Below are 19,553 nucleotides of genomic sequence, written 5' to 3' on the forward strand. Positions count from 1 at the left end.
CTAACTTACTGTTCAAAAATCCGAGAGATCCTATTCGAGGGCAGCTGCACCGCCGACAATTTCGGTGATCTCCTGGGTAATAGCAGCCTGACGGGCACGGTTGTAAGAAAGAGTAAGATCTCCGATCAAATCATCAGCATTATCTGTCGCACTCTTCATAGCCGTCATACGTGCTGCATGCTCACTGGCCTTACTGTCGAGTAAAGCACCATAAATCAAGCTCTCAGCGTATTGAGGAAGCAAGACTTCCAAAATCTCTTCTTGGTTCGGCTCATACTCATACGAACTTTGGTTCGCTTTACCCTCTTTATTCAAGTCTGTCAGTGGAAGAATTTTCTTCTCTGTCACTTCTTGAGTGATGGCACTGACATAATGGTTGTAATAGATAAACAGCTGATCGATTCTTTCATCTGTGTACAGCTGTACGGTATCTGAAGCAATATCTTTGATATCAGTGAAATCTGGTTGATCAGATATTCCGGTGATATCCATATCGACAGGCATGTTCCGCTTACGGAAAAAGTCACGCCCGATCCGTCCGATGGTAATCAGGGTATATTCGTCCGCTGACGTATGCTTGCTTCGGATTTGCTGGTACACCTTACGAAGAACACTGCTGTTGAATGCTCCTGCAAGTCCACGATCGGAAGTGATGACGAGATACCCAGTCTTTTTGACATCACGGGCCTCAAGCATCGGGTGACTTGCATCTCCGCCACCTTGGGCGATGCTTGCCACAACTTCCTGGATCTTCTCACTATAAGGCACAAACCTCTTGGCATTCTGCTCGGCACGGTTTAGCTTGGAGGCAGATACCATCTCCATCGCTTTCGTGATTTGCTTCGTCTTTTTCGTTGACGTAATCCGACCTTTAATATCTCTAAGGGATGCCACGCTGTTTCACCACCCTTTCTAGCTATGATTCATTTATTCAGAAACGACAAACGTTTTCTTGAATTCTTTCACAGCACCACTCATATCTTCATCTTCTGCAAGCTTGCCTGTCTCACGGATTTGAGTCAGAAGCTCTTTACGGTTGTTATCCAACCAGTTATGGAACTCAGATTCGAAGCGAGTGATATCTTCGACTGGAATTTCATCTAAGAATCCTTTTGTCAGTGCGTAAATGATCATGACTTGCTTTTCGACGGCTAGTGGTTGGTGAAGACCTTGTTTCAAGACTTCAACCGTACGGGCACCACGGTTCAACTTGGCCTGAGTGGATTTATCCAGATCAGAACCGAACTGAGCGAATGCTTCCAATTCACGATAAGAAGCCAAGTCAAGTCTCAGTGTACCGGCAACCTTCTTCATTGCTTTGATTTGTGCGGAGCCACCAACACGAGATACAGAAAGACCCGCGTTAATCGCTGGACGTACACCAGAGAAGAATAAATCAGACTGCAGGAATATCTGACCATCGGTAATGGAAATTACGTTTGTCGGAATATAGGCAGAGATATCTCCTGCTTGTGTTTCTACGAAAGGAAGAGCAGTCAATGAACCGCCGCCTTTAGCATCACTAAGCTTCGCTGCACGCTCTAGCAAACGAGAGTGTAGGTAGAATACGTCTCCCGGGAAGGCTTCACGGCCTGGAGGACGACGTAGAAGTAGAGAAAGTTCACGGTAGGCAGCTGCCTGTTTGGAAAGATCATCATACACGACCAATACGTGCTTGCCGTTGTACATGAAATCTTCACCCATGGATACACCTGCATATGGTGCAAGGTATAATAATGGAGCAGGCTGAGAAGCACTTGCGGTTACAACAATTGTGTAATCCAGTGCACCATGACGACGTAGAGTTTCTACTGTGCCACGAACGGTTGACTCTTTTTGACCAATCGCTACATAAATACAAACCATATCCTGATCGTGCTGGTTTATAATCGCATCAATGGCGACAGATGTTTTACCTGTCTGACGGTCACCGATGATCAATTCACGTTGTCCACGTCCGATTGGTACAAGAGCATCGATGGCTTTGATACCTGTTTGAAGTGGCTCATCAACGGATTTACGATCCATAACCCCTGGTGCCGGTGATTCGATTGGGCGTGTTTTTGTCGTTTCAATCGGACCGCGTCCATCGACTGGTTGTCCGAGTGGGTTTACGACACGACCAAGCATTTCTTCCCCGACGGGTACTTGCATGATTCGTCCTGTACGACGTACTTCGTCGCCTTCTTTAATATCTGTATATGGCCCTAGAATGACAAGACCAACGTTACTTTCTTCCAAGTTTTGTGCCAATCCCATGACACCATTAGAGAATTCAACGAGCTCACCAGCCATGACATTATCAAGACCATGAGCACGGGCAATACCGTCACCAACTTCGATTACGGTTCCCACATCATTGACTTCTATATCTGATTCATAGTTTTCAATTTGCTGCTTAATCAGCGCACTGATTTCTTCAGCTTTGATGCTCATGCCATTTCACCCCTATCATCTATTGTTCGCAGAAACTAACTTCCGCTCTATGCGGCGAAGTTTTCCACTGACAGAACCATCAAATATGCGATTACCGACTCTCAGGCGAAGCCCGCCAAGGATAGAAGGATCGACGATATTCGTAAGGTTCAAGGACCGTTTACCTACTTTCGGTGCAAATGTTTCTGAAATGCGCTGTTTTTCAGCTTCAGAAAGTTCCCTCACAGAGTAAACATCCGCATCTGCAATGCCTTTAGCATCGTTCATCATTTCAATGTAAAAACCGATCATATCCACAATGATTTCCTCACGATGCCTTTCCACCAACAGCTTTAAAGTATTAACGATTTCGTCAGAAAAAGACTGAAAAGAATCGCCAACAAACTTTTTCTTCTGCTCCATGGAGAACCGTGGATGGTTCAGGAATGAGATGATTTCCTTATTGCCGCGAAAAACATCACGTAAAGTTACCAGTTCGGATTCAAATTGTTCTAGTTTCGACTTTTCTTTTCCAAGTTGGAAAAGGGCATCAGCATAACGTTTAGCAATGATAGATTGACTCATCGCTCTTCGCCTGCCTCATCGATATATTGGTTGATAAGCGCCTCTTGATCCTTTTGTGAAAGTTCTTTTTCAATGACTTTCGAAGCAATCATGACAGACATGGTAGCCACTTGATCTTTGAGGGCTTGGACAGCTTTTTCTTTCTCTTGCTCGATTTCTTGACGAGCAGATTCCTTGATGCGTTCAGCCTCAGCGCGTGCCGACTCAAGAATATCTCTTTCTTGCTGGCCTGCTGTTTTACGAGCATCCTCAATAATACTCTGTGCATCCTGGCGTGTCGCTTTCAACTCTTCAGAAGCTTCACGCTGCATGCGCTGCGCTTCTTCACGGCTTTTCTCGGCCGTGTTTATTTCATTTGCTACATAATCTTCACGTTCTTTCATCATGTTCATCAATGGTCCCCATGCGAACTTACCTAAAAGAGCAAGTAAACCAAGGAAGAAAACAAGTTGAATGATCATGTCACCTATATTAAGCCCTCCAGCTCCGAGGACCAGACTCTCTGTGAATCCTTGCACAGTTTTCACTCCTCTCCACACCATCTCGTAACAGGTTTACACTTCAATAATTTCCGCAAGCCCTTTCATGATGCTAGGGCTAGACAAGCGAAAAACCCGGCTTCCGCTGTACATACAGCTTCCGTCGAAGTTTTCTTACCGTGACTTTCGGGTATAAAGTTTTCGTAAGGTATAAAGGAAAGGCGAAGATCGATGGAGTTGAACTTCGCCATAAGCGTATATGCTCGTCCTAATTATTGTCCCATTACGATGAATGCAATAACAACGCCGATGATAGGAATCGCCTCTACTAGGGCAACACCGATGAACATTGTTGTTTGAAGTGCACTGCGCAATTCTGGCTGACGCGCAATCCCTTCTACTGTACGACTAACAATCAAACCGTTACCAATACCAGCACCTAGTGCCGCTAAACCTACTGCAATTGCAGCTGCTAAAAGACCCATAATGAAAATCCTCCTCAATATTTTTAAAAAAGTTAATATAATGCTTTATATTAATGGTCTTCGCTCACCTTGTGAGACAAGTAAACCATCGTTAACATAACGAAAATAAACGCTTGGATAAAACCAATAAAAGTACTAAAGCCCATCCATGCAATCATCGGAACGGTCGCTCCGATAAACCCTCCAACGCCTGTCGCTGCTAATCCAACGAGCAAGCTTAGCAGAATTTCACCTGCGTAAATGTTCCCGTAAAGACGTAGACCAAGAGTCAACGTATTTGAGAACTCTTCAATAATTTTGAATGGTAGCAAGAATGGCAATGGACGTACAAATCCTTTTGCATATTCTCTACCGCCCCGCAGTTTCACTCCATAATAATGGGACAAGACGACAACTAAAGTCGCAAGTGTCAAAGTGATTCCCGGATCAGCTGTCGGTGATTTCCACCATAGTGTGTGTCCAACCACACCGTTGGTGACTACCCCGAGCATGTTCGCTACGAAAATGTAGGCGAATAATGTCAGTCCCAGCGGTAAAAAGAGCCTACCTGTTCTCCAATCCATGTTGGAACCGATAATTCCTTTAATGAAATCAATCAGCCATTCCATGAAATTTTGAAAACCTGTCGGATATCGCTGCATGTTTCTTGTCGCCGCTACGCCGAGGATGAATACGATCAATGACGCGACAAACATCATCAATACGTTTGACAAATTGAAATCCAACCAAGAGAGTCCAAACGCATCCTCCCACATCGGTGCTTCGTGATTCAAACTGTTCACCTACCTTCCATCATGCTAAACTGTTGATTTATTGAACAGATAATCTATTAAAATGACAATATAGGCTGCCATTAAGCCCAATACTACTGCAATCAAATGGAAATATTCTTCAAACTGAAGGGCTATGACTACGGCTAAAGCGCCGGAAGCCAATCGCGTAAACGTACCTATTCCTCTAACGGAGCGGTTATCTGCGGAAGCTTCGCCAAGCTTGCGGATCTTTCTTTGCATGAGCCAGAGGTTGTAGAAGCTCAATGCACTTCCTAACAGAAGTCCGAGGAAAATCGGTTGCCAAGGGGTGATGCCCCAACCAAGTACAAATAATGCCAGAAGGTAGAACATCCATTTTCGCTGACGGGTCATCATCTGTTGATATCCTTGCATGTCAATCGTCTCCCGTGTACGTGCGTACTAAATGAATGGTCCCATATGTACCTGCCCCTAACCCTAGGAGCAATCCTATGATTAAGAAAATGGGTTCTGTGGAATAGTGACTATCGATCCATTTCCCGAGGAAAACGCCGGCTAAAGGTCCGCCTGCGAGTTGGGATGTGATCATGCTGGTTAAAGCCATTGCTTTGAAGGGTGGTTCGGTCTGTTTCATCCGCTCTTCCTCCACAATTTTCTAGTGGCTGAAAACCTTGTATGTCACCTATGAAAACCTTATCATTCCACACTATGTAAGAATACAATAGGGGTGGTTTGATGTCAATGAGTTTGTGAGTAAAAGTACAAATGACAGACAAAATTCGATCACATTTTCGTCACATTTACGTCGTATTTACACAGCATTCAAATATATGGAACACAATACAAAAATTATCTATTTCAACTCCCATTTACATAGCCCCTCATCATCATTACAAAAGACGCTGCGCTTCAGTGCGCAGCGTCTTTTTACCGATTTCCTTCTATATAAATAGGAAACGGATAGATCGACTCTTTTTTATCTGTTACAACGGTTACTATGGCAAGATAACTACCATCCAAGTTCAAGTCATCTATATCCACTTCACCTTCAATCAGTCCGGATTTTAAATCTTTTATCTCCAATAGAGTACCTGCTGTTAACATCGTACCTGCGCGATATAAATCCACTCTCAATTCATCCACATCTTCCGCTATGTGGAAACGATAATCACCCACTCGATCGTTTTGCCAGGACGTCTCCAGTTCAAAACCTGACACAATTTCATAACCTGAGGTCTCTTTCACAAACACATATGGGAGGGTATAAACTTTTTCTTTCTCTTTAACTTTAAGAAATCCTTCATGAACCCCATCTTCTAAAAATGCGGCAGACACACGCAATTCAACAGACAATTCCTTCGTTTGTCCGGGTTCTATTTTTTGTGACATGGGCACCGTCCATGAAACCCCACGTTGCGTACCCGGCTTTTCAATGGAAATAGTAACCGTTTCATCTTTTAAATTCTTTATCTTTAAAGGTAATTGTTTTCGATAGATCTGGTCATCGATTTTTCCAAAAGACAATGAACTTTGCCCAATGAGCAGATCAGGTTCAAGAGCTTCGTTAAGATCTACATAACCTGCTCCTTGTTCAGTAGGTGGGAAAGGCTGTTTTCCTGTACCAATTAAATCTGCTGTAGTTGTCAGCGCCTGTTTGACTTCTGCGGGGCTCCAATCCGGATGCGCCTCTTTCATCAATGCTGCCATCCCGGCCACATGAGGGGCTGCCATACTTGTTCCTTGCAACGATTGATAACCTCCTGGAACAGTACTGAATATATCCACCCCAGGGGCGAGTATATCCGGTTTAATCTCCCAATTCGTTGTGACTGGTCCACGCGAGCTGAAGGGGGCAACCTGGTCACCTAAAGGAACATTTACCGTTTCCACCCATTGATTTTGCCGGATGACCTTTTCCTTCAGCCATTCCCCAGCTTCGTTTGATAGAGACGCTACGGGAATGGGCAGTTTCACTCCATCCAATCCTCCTTGAAAGTTCCCTTCTTCGTTGTTGTAGATGAGTACAGCGACCGCGCCTTTTTGGTAGGCCTTGAGAGCTTTGTGACTAAAAGGAATGCCGCCTCTTTCAAACAAAACGATTTTTCCACGTACATTCCCATACTCAGCTTCACCTGTCCCCGCAAAAACGAGGGGATATTTTTTTGCTAATTCCCAAGGTACAGATCCAGACATTGTCTGAACCAGTACCGTTTCCCTTTCACCCGGGACTTTCAGCACAGGGGCCTTCATAGATAAAGCAGAAGCCCCTACCGTGATGGCATCAGAGGAAGTAGCTGGAGAACCGATCGTCCAGCCGTCCGGGCCAGAATTACCGGCCGCTACGACAACCACTGTACCTAACTCTACGGCTTTATTGACAGCATGGGTCGTTGGCCAGTCCGGACCATTCACATCATTCCCTAAAGAAAGATTGATGACATCCATACCGTCATTCACAGCTTCTTCAATCGCTGCAATGACTTGCACAGACGAACCTACTCCTCCAGGTCCCAAAGCCCGGTACGCATAGAGGTCAGCATCTGGGGCAATGCCTTTCATTTCCCCATTCGCCCCTACAACACCAGCGACATGCGTGCCATGAATTGTTGCGCCCTCCTCCTCTGTTTCCATAGGATCGTCGTCAAAGTCAACGGTGTCATAGCCACCTTTGAAATTGTCTTTTAAATCCGGGTGGTTGTAGTCCATGCCTGTATCTATAATTCCAACTTTAACGCCTTTCCCTGTCTGCGGGTTACTCAGTTGATTACGAATAAATTCCGTTGAAAAATCAGGAACTTCCTTTACCTCTAATGCTTCATAAGTACGTACGGGATGTTGATTTTTCACAGCTTCCATTCTTGCCACTTTTTCCAACTCTGCCGCCGTCCCTTTAATCGCTACTCCATAAAAAATCGTATCGTAACTCGTCACCACTTCAAGCCTCGGTAGTCTTCGTTCTAGTTCTTTTAAGAAACTCTCAGGTGGTTCATCTAATTCGACAATGATGGTTACTTCATCGTTCGGTTCAGGAGCACTGAATCCGGTCAATATAAATAGGCAAGTGAAAAAGACAATCCCATATCGCATAAGCTTGTGCTCCTTTTTCCATAGCATTTGTTTTAGCTGAACGTTTATGCGGAAGCATTTAAGGATCTTAAACAAAATGAACGCCTATTGTGTTTTCAAATACCTCTCTATTTACATAAGAGAACGCAATATGATCCGTTACGAAATTTATCAGTGGATTCTAAGCTTTTATCGGTAGGTTCCTGGGGTTTATCGGTGACTTTTGCTCTTTTATCGGTGTCTTTCACATTTTTATCAGTGACTTTAATGATTTTATTAATCCCGGTCTTCTAGGCGCTGACAAACAATAAGAAGATATTAGGGGAGTATGTTCGTGGAGAATAAACAAAAGGGCGAGGTCTTGGTGACCTCGCCCTTTTATGTTCATCTTATTCGATTTCGAATGGTGCAGGTTTATCTTCACGATGTTTGAAGAAATAACGAATCGCCTCTGCGATACGGGCAGAAGCTTGTCCGTCTCCATACGGGTTGGAGGCTTTGGACATCGCTTCATGTTTTTTGTCATCCGATAACAATTCATGAGCGAGATGGAAGATGTGATCCTCTTCCGTTCCTGCAAGCTTCAATGTGCCTGCATCAATCCCCTCCGGACGTTCTGTCGTGTCACGAAGGACAAGGACAGGAACACCCAGTGAAGGTGCTTCTTCCTGTACGCCGCCTGAATCAGTCAAAATGAGGTGTGCTCTTGAAGCGAAATTGTGAAAGTCGATGACATCAAGCGGTTCGATCAGCTTGATTCGATCGTCATTCCCTAAGATTTCGTCCGCTGTTTCTTTAACCACCGGATTCAGGTGAACCGGATAGACGACTTGAATATCGTCGTGCTCCTGAACAAGACGCTTGATCGCGCGGAACATTTGCTTCATGTTGTTTCCGAGGTTTTCACGACGGTGTGCTGTCATCAGAACAAGGCGTTTATCCCCTACTTCATCAAGCACTGCAGAGGCATAGTCTTCCGCTACCGTCGTCTGTAAAGCATCAATAGCTGTATTCCCGGTAACAAAGATATTGTCTTCCGACTTATTTTCAGCAAGAAGATTGTCTCTTGATTTATTCGTCGGTGCAAAATGAAGGTCCGCCATAACACCGGTCAACTGGCGATTCATTTCTTCAGGAAACGGTGAGTACTTGTTCCAGGTACGGAGTCCAGCTTCCACGTGCCCGACAGGAATTTGGTTATAGTAAGCAGCCAAGGAAGCGGCAAATGTTGTTGTTGTATCCCCATGGACAAGCACAACATCAGGTTTCGTTTCCTTCATCACTTCATCTAAACCTTCCAAAGCACGTGTCGTCACTTGAGCAAGTGACTGGCGGGCTTTCATGATATCAAGATCAAAATCCGGTTCAATATCAAAAATACTCAACACCTGGTCCAGCATCTCTCTATGCTGAGCGGTTACTGCAACGATTGGTTCAAACTGTTCTGAACGTTTTTTCAACTCAAGGACGAGCGGTGCCATTTTTATAGCTTCCGGTCTTGTCCCAAATATCGTCATTACTTTAATGCGTTCTGTCATGAGTGCTCCTCCTTTAATGAGGAAGTGGTTTTATTTGGTTCCGTACAAACGGTCTCCCGCATCTCCTAAACCAGGTACAATGTATCCTTTTTCGTTCAATTTCTCGTCAAGAGCCGCAAGGTAAATATCCACGTCCGGGTGTTCTTCCTGCACAGCTTCTACACCTTCAGGCGCAGCTACGAGACACATTAAACGAATCTGTTTTGCTCCACGTTTCTTCAAGGAGTGGATTGCTTCGTTGGCTGATCCGCCTGTCGCAAGCATCGGATCGATGACAATCAGTTCACGTTCTTCAATATCACTTGGAAGCTTCACATAATATTCGACGGGCTGCAGTGTTTCTGGATCGCGGTAAAGTCCGACGTGCCCAATTTTCGCAGCCGGAATCAATTGGATAATTCCATCTACCATACCAAGCCCAGCTCTTAGAATAGGAACAAGGCCGATCTTTTTACCTGTCAGTACTTTTGCCTTCGCATCCTGTACGACTGGTGTATCGATAGACACTTCTTCCAATGGAAGATCGCGGGTGATTTCAAAGGCCATAAGTGCTGCTACTTCATCTACTAATTCACGGAAGTCTTTCGTCCCTGTCTCTTTTTTACGTATGTACGTCAACTTATGTTGAATCAATGGGTGATCCAGTACATAAACGTTTGCCATTGCCATTCACTCCTTCTGAAAATTTACATCCTTTAAATTGTACAGAAAAAGAAACCTCTCTGCAACCTATGATTAGATTACGAATTATTACAGAAATGCTCCTTACTCTGGAAGATTCAGTTTCAAGATGTTTGTTGGATTTTAGGGGCTCCGGGAAACAGTTCGCTTTCCATGGGGCGGGCGGTGAGCCTCCTCAGGCTACGCCTTCCGGGTCTCACCTGTCCCGCACATCTCAAGAAAAGAACCGCGAAACATCCCGCTATCGAGTTTTCCATAATGCTGCCAGATTCTTAAATAAGAGCCACTAGATCAATCTAGTGGCTCTTGGTAGTTTCGTTCATTAAATGGAAGAAAAGTTGAGTGTCTGGTATAACGGGAAGCGGGATGTTAATTCACGTACACGTTTTTCCGCTTCTTTCATTTTCGCCTCATCCTCGTGATTGTCCAGAGTGAAGGCGATCAGATCTGCAATTTCTTCCATTTCCGCTTCCTTGAAGCCACGGCTCGTAACAGCTGCTGTACCGATACGGATACCACTTGTCACAAACGGGCTTTCAGGATCGAACGGAATCGTATTTTTATTTGTCGTAATACCGATTTCATCTAAAGCTTTTTCGACTACTTTGCCGGTCAAGCCTTTGCTGCGTAAGTCAAGTAAAAGCAGGTGATTGTCTGTCCCATCAGAAACTAGATCTACCCCTTTTTCAATAAGGGATGCGCCTAGTTGCTTTGCGTTGGCGATAATTTGCCGGGAATATTCTTTGAACTCTGGCTGCAAAGCTTCCTTGAAGGATACAGCTTTAGCTGCAATGATGTGCATTAAGGGACCGCCCTGCATTCCCGGGAACACTGTTTTATCGATCTTTTTAGCAAAAGATTCTTCACAAAGAATCATTCCACCACGAGGGCCACGCAATGTTTTATGGGTTGTGGTCGTAACGAAGTGAGCGTGTGGTACAGGGTTCGGATGTAGACCTGTAGCAACCAGCCCTGCGATATGGGCCATATCGACCATGAGGTAAGCTCCTACCTCATCAGCTATTTCACGGAATTTAGCAAAATCAATTTCTCGTGGATAGGCGCTGGCACCTGCAACGATCAGTTTAGGTTGCACTTCTTTGGCTTTCTGAAGCACAGCCTCATAATCAATCGTTTCATCGTTTTCGTCTACACCGTACTCCTCAAAATTATACAACTTCCCACTAAAGTTGACGGGGCTGCCATGGGTCAAGTGACCACCGTGATTCAAATTCATACCGAGGACTGTGTCTCCATGCTCAAGCACAGTGAAATACACGGCCATGTTCGCTTGCGCACCAGAGTGCGGCTGAACATTAGCGTGATCGGCTCCAAACAGTTCTTTCGCGCGGTCGCGGGCTAAGTTTTCCACAACGTCTACGTGTTCACAACCACCATAGTAACGACGGCCCGGATAGCCTTCCGCATATTTATTCGTAAGCACAGAACCCATCGTTTCCATAACGGCTTCTGAAACGAAGTTTTCTGAAGCAATCAATTCAATATTATCCTGCTGGCGTTGTCTTTCATCCTGGACGGCTGCAAAAATTTCTGCATCTGCTGATTTTACATGATTCATGGTCTAGCTTCCCCTTTCCATTCCTAATGATCACAAGAACCTGCTTCTTCTTGACTTACATAAACCGCACGTGCCCCACCGATGAGAGGAGGTCGGGTTTTCGCTGCCGTAATGTGGGCGTGACCGATGCTTTTTTGAGCGATACGAAGCGGTACGGCTACACGTTTTAAATGCATCCCGATGAGGGTGGCACCGATATCAAGCCCACCCTTAGCTTCAATCCTCTCCACAAGCACAGGATCTTTCATATGCTTATAAGCGAAGGATGCCATCGATCCGCCTGCTGTGGGCACAGGAATAGCCGATACTTCTGTTAAACGCTGATCTTCCATTACTGCACGGTCGACAACTAATGAACGATTCAAATGTTCACAGCACTGGAACGCAAGTGAAACGCCGGAGCGCTCTGAAAGATTTTGCAGCTCACTGAAAACTACTTCAGCAATAGCTTCACTTCCTGAAGTGCCGATTCTTTCCCCTGCAATCTCGCTTGTTGAACAGCCAATGACAAAAACACCTGGTTGTAGGCTGTCTGTTTCCATAAGCTGATCGACCACAGCGCGAACATCCGCTTGAATGCTTTTCACATCCGTCACTTTCCTACCTCCTCTATGTGTCAGCACAAATAGGGGAATAACTCCCTATAAGCGGTTTATTTACAAAAAAAGGAGAAGCATCAGGCTCCTCCTTCAATTGTCAGCATCAGCTATTAAAAAAGCTTCAGCTTTTCTATATCCCATTGTATTACTTATTTTCATATTCGGCAATCTTACTTACACGTCTTTTGTGACGACCTGCTTCGAAGTCAGTAGACACCCATGTTCTAGCAATTTCACGCGCTAAACCTGGGCCGATGACGCGTTCACCCATACATAACACATTCGAATCGTTATGTTCGCGAGTGACTTTGGCTGTGAAAAGGTCATGCACCAATGCGGCACGAATTCCCTTTACTTTATTAGCGGAGATCGACATCCCGATTCCTGTTCCACAGATGAGGATCGCTTTATCAAATTCTCCATTCGCTACACGTTCTGCTGCAGGGATTGCGTAGTCAGGATAGTCGACGGAATCTTCACAATCACAACCGATGTCTTCGAATTCTACTTCAAGTTCATTCAAAACGTCTGCTACTTCTTTTCGTAAGTTCACTCCGCCATGGTCGGAGGCAAGGATCACTTTCATCTATAGACACTCCCGTCTTCTAATATCAACCTTATCGTGACAGTTTCCCTCTCCCCTGTCAATCCTCTCCATCCGACTCTTTTCATCTACCAGCCCTTCTGTTTTTATTAAAGAATTTGGCAGGATTGTGGAAGACTCGATTTCGAGATGTTTGTGTGGATTTAGGGGCTCCGGGAAAAAAGTGCATGGTGAGACCCCACAGGACGTAGTCCGAGGAGGCTCACCGCGCTCCCGCGGAAAGCGAGTCATTCCCCGCAGCCCGGTCCACTCAACAAAAGTCTCGAAACTGAGTCTTCAAGAAAAGGGAGCTTTTCTGGAATAGGAGAAATAAAAAATCCCAGAGGGGGGGCGCTGGGATTTTCAGATATGTATAAATGATGGAATAAAACAGCGAGACGACGAGGATGGTACGTCTGATAGAAACCGGTTTATTCCTCGTCGCGAAGTTTTTCTACGAGACGTTCAATATAGTGATTGAGCTCATCACGGGTATTCCGGTAGATGGTGATGTTCCCGCCAAAGGGATCTATGATATTCAAATCAGGCAATTCTTTCTCCCGCTGATCGATTTCTTTGATTTCATCCTCAAGTTCATCGAACAATTTTTGCTCAAGATCCTGGTCATCGATCTTGCCTTTATATTCATTCAGGATAGACAAACGCTTCTCTTCAAAGGCTGCATAAAGGCTCTTTAAATGTCGCCATTGATTTTCATCAATGAGTACATATTCCTTCAGCGTATAGTATTTTCCTTGAGCGTCCGGGTACTGAAGGGCGAGGGTTTGTTTATGGCGGTCTGTCATGGTGAGCACAAGATCCGCCCATTCCAGAAGGTCCCGATCGATAGGTTTGGTCTGGTGGTCCAGGTCCAAATCGATCTCCTTAAGAACAAGTTCTGAATTCTCTGCCAGAGGTTCCCCTTTCCCTGCGAAAATTCCTGCGGATTGAACATTTCCTTCTTCATACTTCGATTTTAGCAATGCTTCTGCCATCGGACTTCGGCATGTATTTCCTGTACAGACAAATAATATATTCATAGCCACTCTTCCCCTCATCAATAGTCCGTTTTCTCTATAGTACCATAGGTACAGATCGGGTGAAAAACATGTCAAAAAATAGCATTTAACCCTAAGGCACACAATATGCTTCCTCCAAGAAGTTCACTATATATACCCAGTAAACCTCCTGCCCGGCGACCTATGATGAAGCCTGTCCATGTCAAAGCCATACTGAATACTCCGAAAGATAGGACGGATATGAACATTTCCGCTTCTCTTAAGCCTAAGCTGAAACCCACGGGGAAACTGTCAATGCTGACGCTTAGTGCGAATAACCACAAGCCGATGCCCGTCATTCGATATGAAATCGAGTGCTTTTCCGTGAACGACGCAAAGACCGCATAAGCACCTAAGCCGAACAACATTACTCCTCCAGCCAATTCAGCCCATTCAGCTGCACTATCAGACAGCCATTTACCAAGCAGGATGCCCAACCCCGGCATGACCATATGAAAAACCCCGATGACAATCCCGGCAAAAAAAGCGTGCTTTAACCTAATTGCCTGTAATCCCATTCCTAATGAAACAGAGAATGCATCAAGACCTAAAGCAATCGATAACAAAATTAGTGAAGTCATATGCTCCAACTGAATCTTCCCCTCCCCGGACATGCTATATCATCGTATGCATGAGTGGAGGGGCGTATGTCAGAAGGTCTGGATTCTTTTTATAGCGGCTTTATTCAATCGGTTCATAATGGCCGCTCCTACACCTTCTTCAGAAAAAGTTTCACATAAAATAAGATCTACATCCGACTCTTTAAATTCTCTTAAGGCACCGTAAAGTTTTTCTGCTACTTGATGAAGCTGAGATCTTGAACCACAACGTATAAGAGGATAGTGATCAAGTTTTTCTGCTAGTTCATCACTTGCAATGACCCCGACTCTGTTTCCACCCTTCTTCAATTCATGAAGTTGCCTGGAAAAGAAGTCATCATTACCCTCCACCAGCCAAAGCGGTGATTCCGGTGCATAGTGGGTGTATTTCATCCCGGGTGATTTAGGCTTCTGCTTTTCATCAGCGAGAGCAGGATCCATCATGACTTGCTTTAGAACCCGTTCTAAATCTTCTTTCGTTACCCCGCCCGGTCTTAAAATAACAGGCATTTCCGTCGTGCAGTCCACTACAGTAGACTCCACACCAACACCTGTGGGGCCTCCGTCAAGTATGCCAGCAATTTTACCGTCCAGGTCCTGATAGACGTGCTCAGCCGTTGTAGGGCTGGGTCGACCTGAACGATTGGCACTTGGAGCTGCTAATGGTTTTCCTGTCTCCCGAAGCAAGGTTAGAGCAAGTGGATGATCAGGCATTCGAATGCCAATCGTGGATAATCCCGCCGTCACATTAACAGCAGCTGTTCCATTGCTCTTCAGAACAAGCGTCAACGGACCGGGCCAGAATTCGTCCATCAGTTTCCGCGCAACAGGGGGAATCTCTGCAACTAATTGACCCACCTGCTCCTCATCTGCCACATGAACAATTAAAGGATTGTCTGCTGGCCGGCCTTTGGCTTCAAAAATCCGCTGTACCGCTTCTTCTTCGGTTGCATCCGCACCTAAACCGTAGACCGTTTCGGTAGGAAAAGCGACAACCTGTTTATCTTTCAGAAGAGTCGAGGCTTCCTGGACTTGAGCATCCAAATCCCTTGTGTTTTCCGTTTGTTTCCACCATTTCGTTTCCATACTCATCGTACGAACCCCTTTATTCCGTATCTGCTGTCATTTTTATTATGATTAATTCTACAAAATATCGCAAATTTAGACATTATTCACAAGATGTCCTCAAGTTATCCACAATTTTACCCACATATCCAAAGAATCCGTTAGTAAATATGCGAATGAAATTTTCCTATTCACAACTTATTAACAATTAATACCCGTTTTGTGGATAATTAAGCGACTTATACACAATTAACTGTGATTAACTTCATAAATCCACAACCTTTTTTCGACATCCTTTTTCTTGAACTGTTGATGCTGCAAAAGAAAGTCGAGTGTATCGGAATGACTTTCCACATGAAGCTCTCTTAAACCTACTTTCTCCACATAGGTCTGAATCACTTCAAACACCTCTAAAATTCTACCGGGAGAAATATGGTCTTTCACTTGGAGTTGTTCAAGCTTCCCCGCCCCCTTTGATAATTGGATCAGACGGAAGGATCCGATCGGCTGGTCGGCTTTTTTCAACTGATACAACTCATCTTCTATTTGTTCGATATACATAATAGAATCCACACCCCTTTGTTCTACTCTATGAAAAGGGGGGTGGATTCTATGCTAGGAAAAGATGCTTTCCCATATTTTCACGACAAAGAACTGTACTTCCTCTTCCTCTTCTTTCTCTACTTCTTCTTCTGTTACTTCTTCCGCTTCTGCTACACTCGTCCCATTAGAGAAATCAAGGAAACATAGTGGCGGGAACAGGACGCACCACCAGTTATCCCCCTCACCTTCTCCCAGTGTGATGAGAATGGCTTCATATTCCCCGGCTGGATAGATAAAGGAACCATACAACTTCGTCGGAAATTGAACATTGGAGTCGTAGTCGACCGTGTAATCCTGTTGGATCCCTTCCTTTTCAAGGGTTTGCCCTACAATCTCCTGAAGCTCGGGAAGACGCCCCTGTATCAATTCCCTCGCCGCTTCAATCGAAGTCAATTCAGCTACCCATTCAGTAATTTCAGCATTGACCTCGTCTCTTACCATACGTTTAACTTTCTGATCCGCTTGATCATTACTATCTGCTAATATGCGAAGACGAATGGCTTCATCCGGAATGACTTGAAATTCAGGTTGTGCTTGCGATTGTTGTCCCCATGGGAGGACCGCAATAATAATAGATAAGGATAAAAATAAGAGCCAACTGTTTTTCATTTTCATTTCCTCCCTGTCACTCTACTAGTCGCTAGTATGGACAGGGTGCCTACACTTTAAACCATAAATCTATCAATCTTCTATTTGGTTACTTAACAATGGCAAAGACCATGCGGTCCTTCCCGTTTATATCTGGACGTATCTCCGTATGACATTCAGGCAGCATCTCTTGAATGAGCGCCGAAACCGAGCGTCCTTGTTCATGACCAATTTCGAATGCGATGCATTTTGGTTTTTGTTTCATATGTGAGATTTGAGTAAGGATGGTTTTGTATGCAGCCAACCCTTCCTCCTCAGCAAATAGAGCAAGCGCCGGATCGAAATCCACCACAGTATCGTCCATTTTATCTTTTTCTGAAAAAGCAATATAAGGGGGATTGGAAACAATGATGTCGAACGGCTCTTCAAGCAGTGATTCCAGAAAGTTCCCTCGATAAAAGCGAACATCGGCCCCATGCTGAGCAGCATTTTTTTCAGCTATTTCAAGAGCTTCCTCTGAGAGGTCTACACCACTAACCTCACTCCCCGGAAGTTCGGTAGCAAGGGTAATCGCAATGACACCACTTCCTGTGCCAAGGTCAATAATTCTTGGCGTCTGCAAATTTTCATCACGGACATAATCCACAACACCAAGGACCAGCTCTTCCGTCTCAGGCCTTGGAATCAGCACGTTTTCATTGACTTGAAATTCCCGTCCATAAAAGTGACCGACTCCTGTAAGGTGCTGGACAGGAATCCCTGTCTCCGCATGCTGTCTGACTGCTTGGACGAAATCCTTCTCTGCTTCATCAGATAACCGTTGATCGTCAAAAGCAAGAAGTTGGGAGGGTGTCCATTTCAAAAAATGTTCGAGTAATAAATCAGCCACCCTCGGTTCCCGTTGATGTTGTTGTAAAAAAAGAGAAGCCCAGCGGCGGGCTTCCCGAATCGACGTAAAAGTAGGCTGCATACTATTCACCAATCTGCTCCATTTTTTTCGTTTGCTCTTCAATCAATAGAGCATCAATGATTTCATCCATATTTCCCTGGAGAATCTGATCAAGCTTTTGTAACGTTAGACCGATTCGGTGATCCGTCACACGTGTTTGCGGGAAGTTGTACGTACGGATCCGCTCGGAACGGTCCCCTGTACCTACAGCAGACTTACGATTTTCATCGTATTCTGCCTGGGCTTCCTGTTGGAACTTATCATAAACACGAGCCCGAAGAACTTTCATCGCCTTTTCTTTGTTCTTAATTTGTGATTTTTCGTCCTGACACGATACAACGGTACCCGTCGGTTCGTGGGTCAGGCGTACAGCGGACATGGTCGTGTTGACACTCTGCCCTCCTGGTCCACTTGAAGCAAAGGTATCGACTCGAATATCCTTATCATGCAATTCCACCTCAACTTCTTCAGCTTCAGGCATGACAACGACAGTCGCAGTAGACGTATGAATACGTCCCCCCGATTCTGTTTCCGGTACACGTTGGACACGGTGAGCGCCATTTTCAAACTTCAGCTTGGAATAAGCCATATTCCCAGACACCATAAAGATGATTTCTTTATAACCACCGACGTCACTGGCATTCGCTTCAATGACTTCTGTTTTCCAACCTTGCGCCTCAGCATACCGTGCGTACATCCGATATAGGTCACCAGCGAATAAAGCAGCTTCATCTCCGCCCGCTGCTCCGCGCACTTCCATGATGACGTTCTTATCATCATTCGGGTCTTTCGGAAGCATAAGAACCTTCAACCGTTCTTCAAGGTCTTGTTTGCGTGTGGAAAGTTCATGAATCTCTTCTTTGACCATTTCCACCATATCCGCATCCATTTTGTCGTCAAGCATCGCCTTCGCATCATCCAGCTGCTCTGCCACTTCTTTATACTCACGATAAGCTGTCACTGTTTCCTGCAGGCCGGATTGTTCTTTGGAATACTCACGCAGTTTATTCGTATCAGAAATAATTTCAGGATCACTAAGTAATTCGTTCAATTTTTCATAACGATCTTCTAATGTTTGTAAACGTTCAATCAATGGTATGCACCTCTTTCTCCATAACATTCTAATTATATTATAGAGAGGTCATGGATACAACCGCCCAACCCATTCCTCAAAAAAGATGTCTTCACGTGCTTTACTTTGGTAACCGTATCTCCATAGAGGAAGAAAAAGGGAAACAACTTTGTTCCACGGAATTTCACGCAGACACTTAGTCATTCCCCTACCTAAAGAACGGAGGCCATCCAAAAAGTTACTTGATTCTTACATGAATGTCATAGCGAGGGACAGCCTGATAAACAGCTTCTTGAACTTGAGCTTTCCATTCGGCTTTTTCTTCTTTGGAGAGATCTTCATCCCCTTCGATGTGTACCGTCACCCACGCTTGGTTTGCTTCAAGCGTAACCCTTTTCACTTCGACCCCGGGTAGTTGTTGGGCTGCTGCTTTCATATTCTCCCTGTCCTGTTTCAGCCCCCATGTATATCCGACTTTGTTCATGGAACGCGGGCTCTCTTCTCCTCGAGTCACTTCATTATTGTAGCCCATGTTCTCTACATCATCACGACTGGTCATCCCTTGGTATTTATCTCCCTGCAACCCACATGCACTCAACAAAACGGCAGCCATTGCGGCCATTAGTAAGAAACTTCTCATCTCTAGCACCTCTTCTCTTTTTACCGTTATTGTCTCCGAAACCACCCCACTTATGCCCCATTCGTTATTCAACATAATGGCAGGTTTCTTGAAGACTCAGTTTCGAGACGTTTGTTGAGTGGATGGGGGCTGCGGGGAATGACTCGCTTTCCGCGGGAGCGCGGTGAGCCTCCTCGGACTGCGTCCTGTGGGGTCTCACCAAGCACTTTTTTCCCGC

At 45.0% G+C, this 19,553-nt stretch carries 22 protein-coding genes; all 22 read right to left on the minus strand.

The genetic code is table 11. The annotated features are described in order from the left end of the window. Positions 1-30: 30 nt before the first annotated feature. The 22 genes from VKA52_RS10640 to VKA52_RS10745 all read right to left on the minus strand — a co-directional run bounded on the left by VKA52_RS10640 (position 31) and on the right by VKA52_RS10745 (position 19,336). Positions 31-894 carry a F0F1 ATP synthase subunit gamma gene (locus VKA52_RS10640; protein WP_206947523.1) on the minus strand — a complete coding sequence of 288 codons (864 nt, stop codon included), beginning with the start codon at positions 892-894 and terminating at the stop codon, positions 31-33. Between the two features lie 33 nt (positions 895-927). After that, positions 928-2,436, minus strand: a complete 1,509-nt coding sequence (gene atpA / locus VKA52_RS10645; RefSeq protein WP_160910923.1) for a F0F1 ATP synthase subunit alpha — start codon at positions 2,434-2,436, stop codon at positions 928-930. A 15-nt stretch (positions 2,437-2,451) separates the two neighbouring features. Continuing rightward, positions 2,452-3,000, minus strand: a complete 549-nt coding sequence (locus tag VKA52_RS10650) for a F0F1 ATP synthase subunit delta (RefSeq protein WP_206947522.1) — start codon at positions 2,998-3,000, stop codon at positions 2,452-2,454. Then, complete coding sequence (atpF, locus tag VKA52_RS10655) at positions 2,997-3,518, minus strand: F0F1 ATP synthase subunit B (RefSeq protein WP_160910919.1); 522 nt, start codon at positions 3,516-3,518, stop codon at positions 2,997-2,999. Before atpF ends, VKA52_RS10650 begins: the two co-directional genes overlap by 4 nt. 233 nt (positions 3,519-3,751) lie before the next feature. Beyond that, positions 3,752-3,964, minus strand: a complete 213-nt coding sequence (gene atpE, locus VKA52_RS10660; protein ID WP_014644824.1) for a F0F1 ATP synthase subunit C — start codon at positions 3,962-3,964, stop codon at positions 3,752-3,754. A gap of 50 nt (positions 3,965-4,014) precedes the next feature. Then, positions 4,015-4,737 (minus strand): F0F1 ATP synthase subunit A, encoded by a 723-nt coding sequence (atpB, locus tag VKA52_RS10665; RefSeq protein WP_160910918.1) that lies wholly within the window; start codon positions 4,735-4,737, stop codon positions 4,015-4,017. A gap of 24 nt (positions 4,738-4,761) precedes the next feature. Next, complete coding sequence (locus tag VKA52_RS10670; RefSeq protein ID WP_160910917.1) at positions 4,762-5,130, minus strand: ATP synthase subunit I; 369 nt, start codon at positions 5,128-5,130, stop codon at positions 4,762-4,764. 1 nt (position 5,131) lies between these two features. Beyond that, positions 5,132-5,350, minus strand: a complete 219-nt coding sequence (locus VKA52_RS10675) for an AtpZ/AtpI family protein (protein ID WP_160910916.1) — start codon at positions 5,348-5,350, stop codon at positions 5,132-5,134. Between the two features lie 293 nt (positions 5,351-5,643). Continuing rightward, positions 5,644-7,803, minus strand: coding sequence for a S8 family serine peptidase (locus VKA52_RS10680; RefSeq protein ID WP_326315645.1), 2,160 nt, complete (start codon positions 7,801-7,803; stop codon positions 5,644-5,646). A gap of 368 nt (positions 7,804-8,171) precedes the next feature. Further along, entirely contained in the window at positions 8,172-9,320 is a 1,149-nt protein-coding gene (gene wecB, locus VKA52_RS10685) for a non-hydrolyzing UDP-N-acetylglucosamine 2-epimerase (protein ID WP_326315646.1), read from the minus strand. A gap of 30 nt (positions 9,321-9,350) precedes the next feature. Further along, complete coding sequence (gene upp / locus VKA52_RS10690; protein WP_160910913.1) at positions 9,351-9,983, minus strand: uracil phosphoribosyltransferase; 633 nt, start codon at positions 9,981-9,983, stop codon at positions 9,351-9,353. 340 nt (positions 9,984-10,323) lie between these two features. Next, positions 10,324-11,580 (minus strand): serine hydroxymethyltransferase, encoded by a 1,257-nt coding sequence (gene glyA / locus VKA52_RS10695; protein WP_160910912.1) that lies wholly within the window; start codon positions 11,578-11,580, stop codon positions 10,324-10,326. A gap of 23 nt (positions 11,581-11,603) precedes the next feature. Further along, positions 11,604-12,167, minus strand: a complete 564-nt coding sequence (locus VKA52_RS10700) for a TIGR01440 family protein (protein WP_326315657.1) — start codon at positions 12,165-12,167, stop codon at positions 11,604-11,606. A gap of 157 nt (positions 12,168-12,324) precedes the next feature. Continuing rightward, positions 12,325-12,765, minus strand: a complete 441-nt coding sequence (gene rpiB, locus VKA52_RS10705; protein WP_206947519.1) for a ribose 5-phosphate isomerase B — start codon at positions 12,763-12,765, stop codon at positions 12,325-12,327. A 428-nt stretch (positions 12,766-13,193) separates the two neighbouring features. Then, on the minus strand, positions 13,194-13,802 hold the full coding sequence (locus VKA52_RS10710; protein WP_160910909.1) for a low molecular weight protein arginine phosphatase: 609 nt from the start codon (positions 13,800-13,802) through the stop codon (positions 13,194-13,196). A 71-nt stretch (positions 13,803-13,873) separates the two neighbouring features. Continuing rightward, on the minus strand, positions 13,874-14,401 hold the full coding sequence (locus VKA52_RS10715; RefSeq protein WP_237417425.1) for a manganese efflux pump MntP: 528 nt from the start codon (positions 14,399-14,401) through the stop codon (positions 13,874-13,876). Positions 14,402-14,470: 69 nt separating this feature from the next. Continuing rightward, positions 14,471-15,505 carry an L-threonylcarbamoyladenylate synthase gene (locus tag VKA52_RS10720; RefSeq protein ID WP_442788842.1) on the minus strand — a complete coding sequence of 345 codons (1,035 nt, stop codon included), beginning with the start codon at positions 15,503-15,505 and terminating at the stop codon, positions 14,471-14,473. A 228-nt stretch (positions 15,506-15,733) separates the two neighbouring features. Next, positions 15,734-16,045, minus strand: a complete 312-nt coding sequence (locus VKA52_RS10725) for a hypothetical protein (protein WP_206947515.1) — start codon at positions 16,043-16,045, stop codon at positions 15,734-15,736. Positions 16,046-16,099: 54 nt separating this feature from the next. Next, positions 16,100-16,696: a stage II sporulation protein R gene (gene spoIIR, locus VKA52_RS10730; RefSeq protein ID WP_160910901.1), complete on the minus strand. Its 597-nt coding sequence runs from the start codon at positions 16,694-16,696 to the stop codon at positions 16,100-16,102. Positions 16,697-16,784: 88 nt separating this feature from the next. Next, positions 16,785-17,645 (minus strand): peptide chain release factor N(5)-glutamine methyltransferase, encoded by an 861-nt coding sequence (gene prmC / locus VKA52_RS10735; protein ID WP_326315648.1) that lies wholly within the window; start codon positions 17,643-17,645, stop codon positions 16,785-16,787. Position 17,646: 1 nt separating this feature from the next. Beyond that, positions 17,647-18,717: a peptide chain release factor 1 gene (prfA, locus tag VKA52_RS10740; RefSeq protein WP_160910899.1), complete on the minus strand. Its 1,071-nt coding sequence runs from the start codon at positions 18,715-18,717 to the stop codon at positions 17,647-17,649. A 217-nt stretch (positions 18,718-18,934) separates the two neighbouring features. After that, on the minus strand, positions 18,935-19,336 hold the full coding sequence (locus VKA52_RS10745) for a hypothetical protein (RefSeq protein WP_160910898.1): 402 nt from the start codon (positions 19,334-19,336) through the stop codon (positions 18,935-18,937). Between the last annotated feature and the right edge of the window lie 217 nt (positions 19,337-19,553).

It is taken from the genome of Halobacillus sp. HZG1, from assembly GCF_035818575.1.
GTDB classification, from domain to species: domain Bacteria; phylum Bacillota; class Bacilli; order Bacillales; family Halobacillaceae; genus Halobacillus; species Halobacillus litoralis.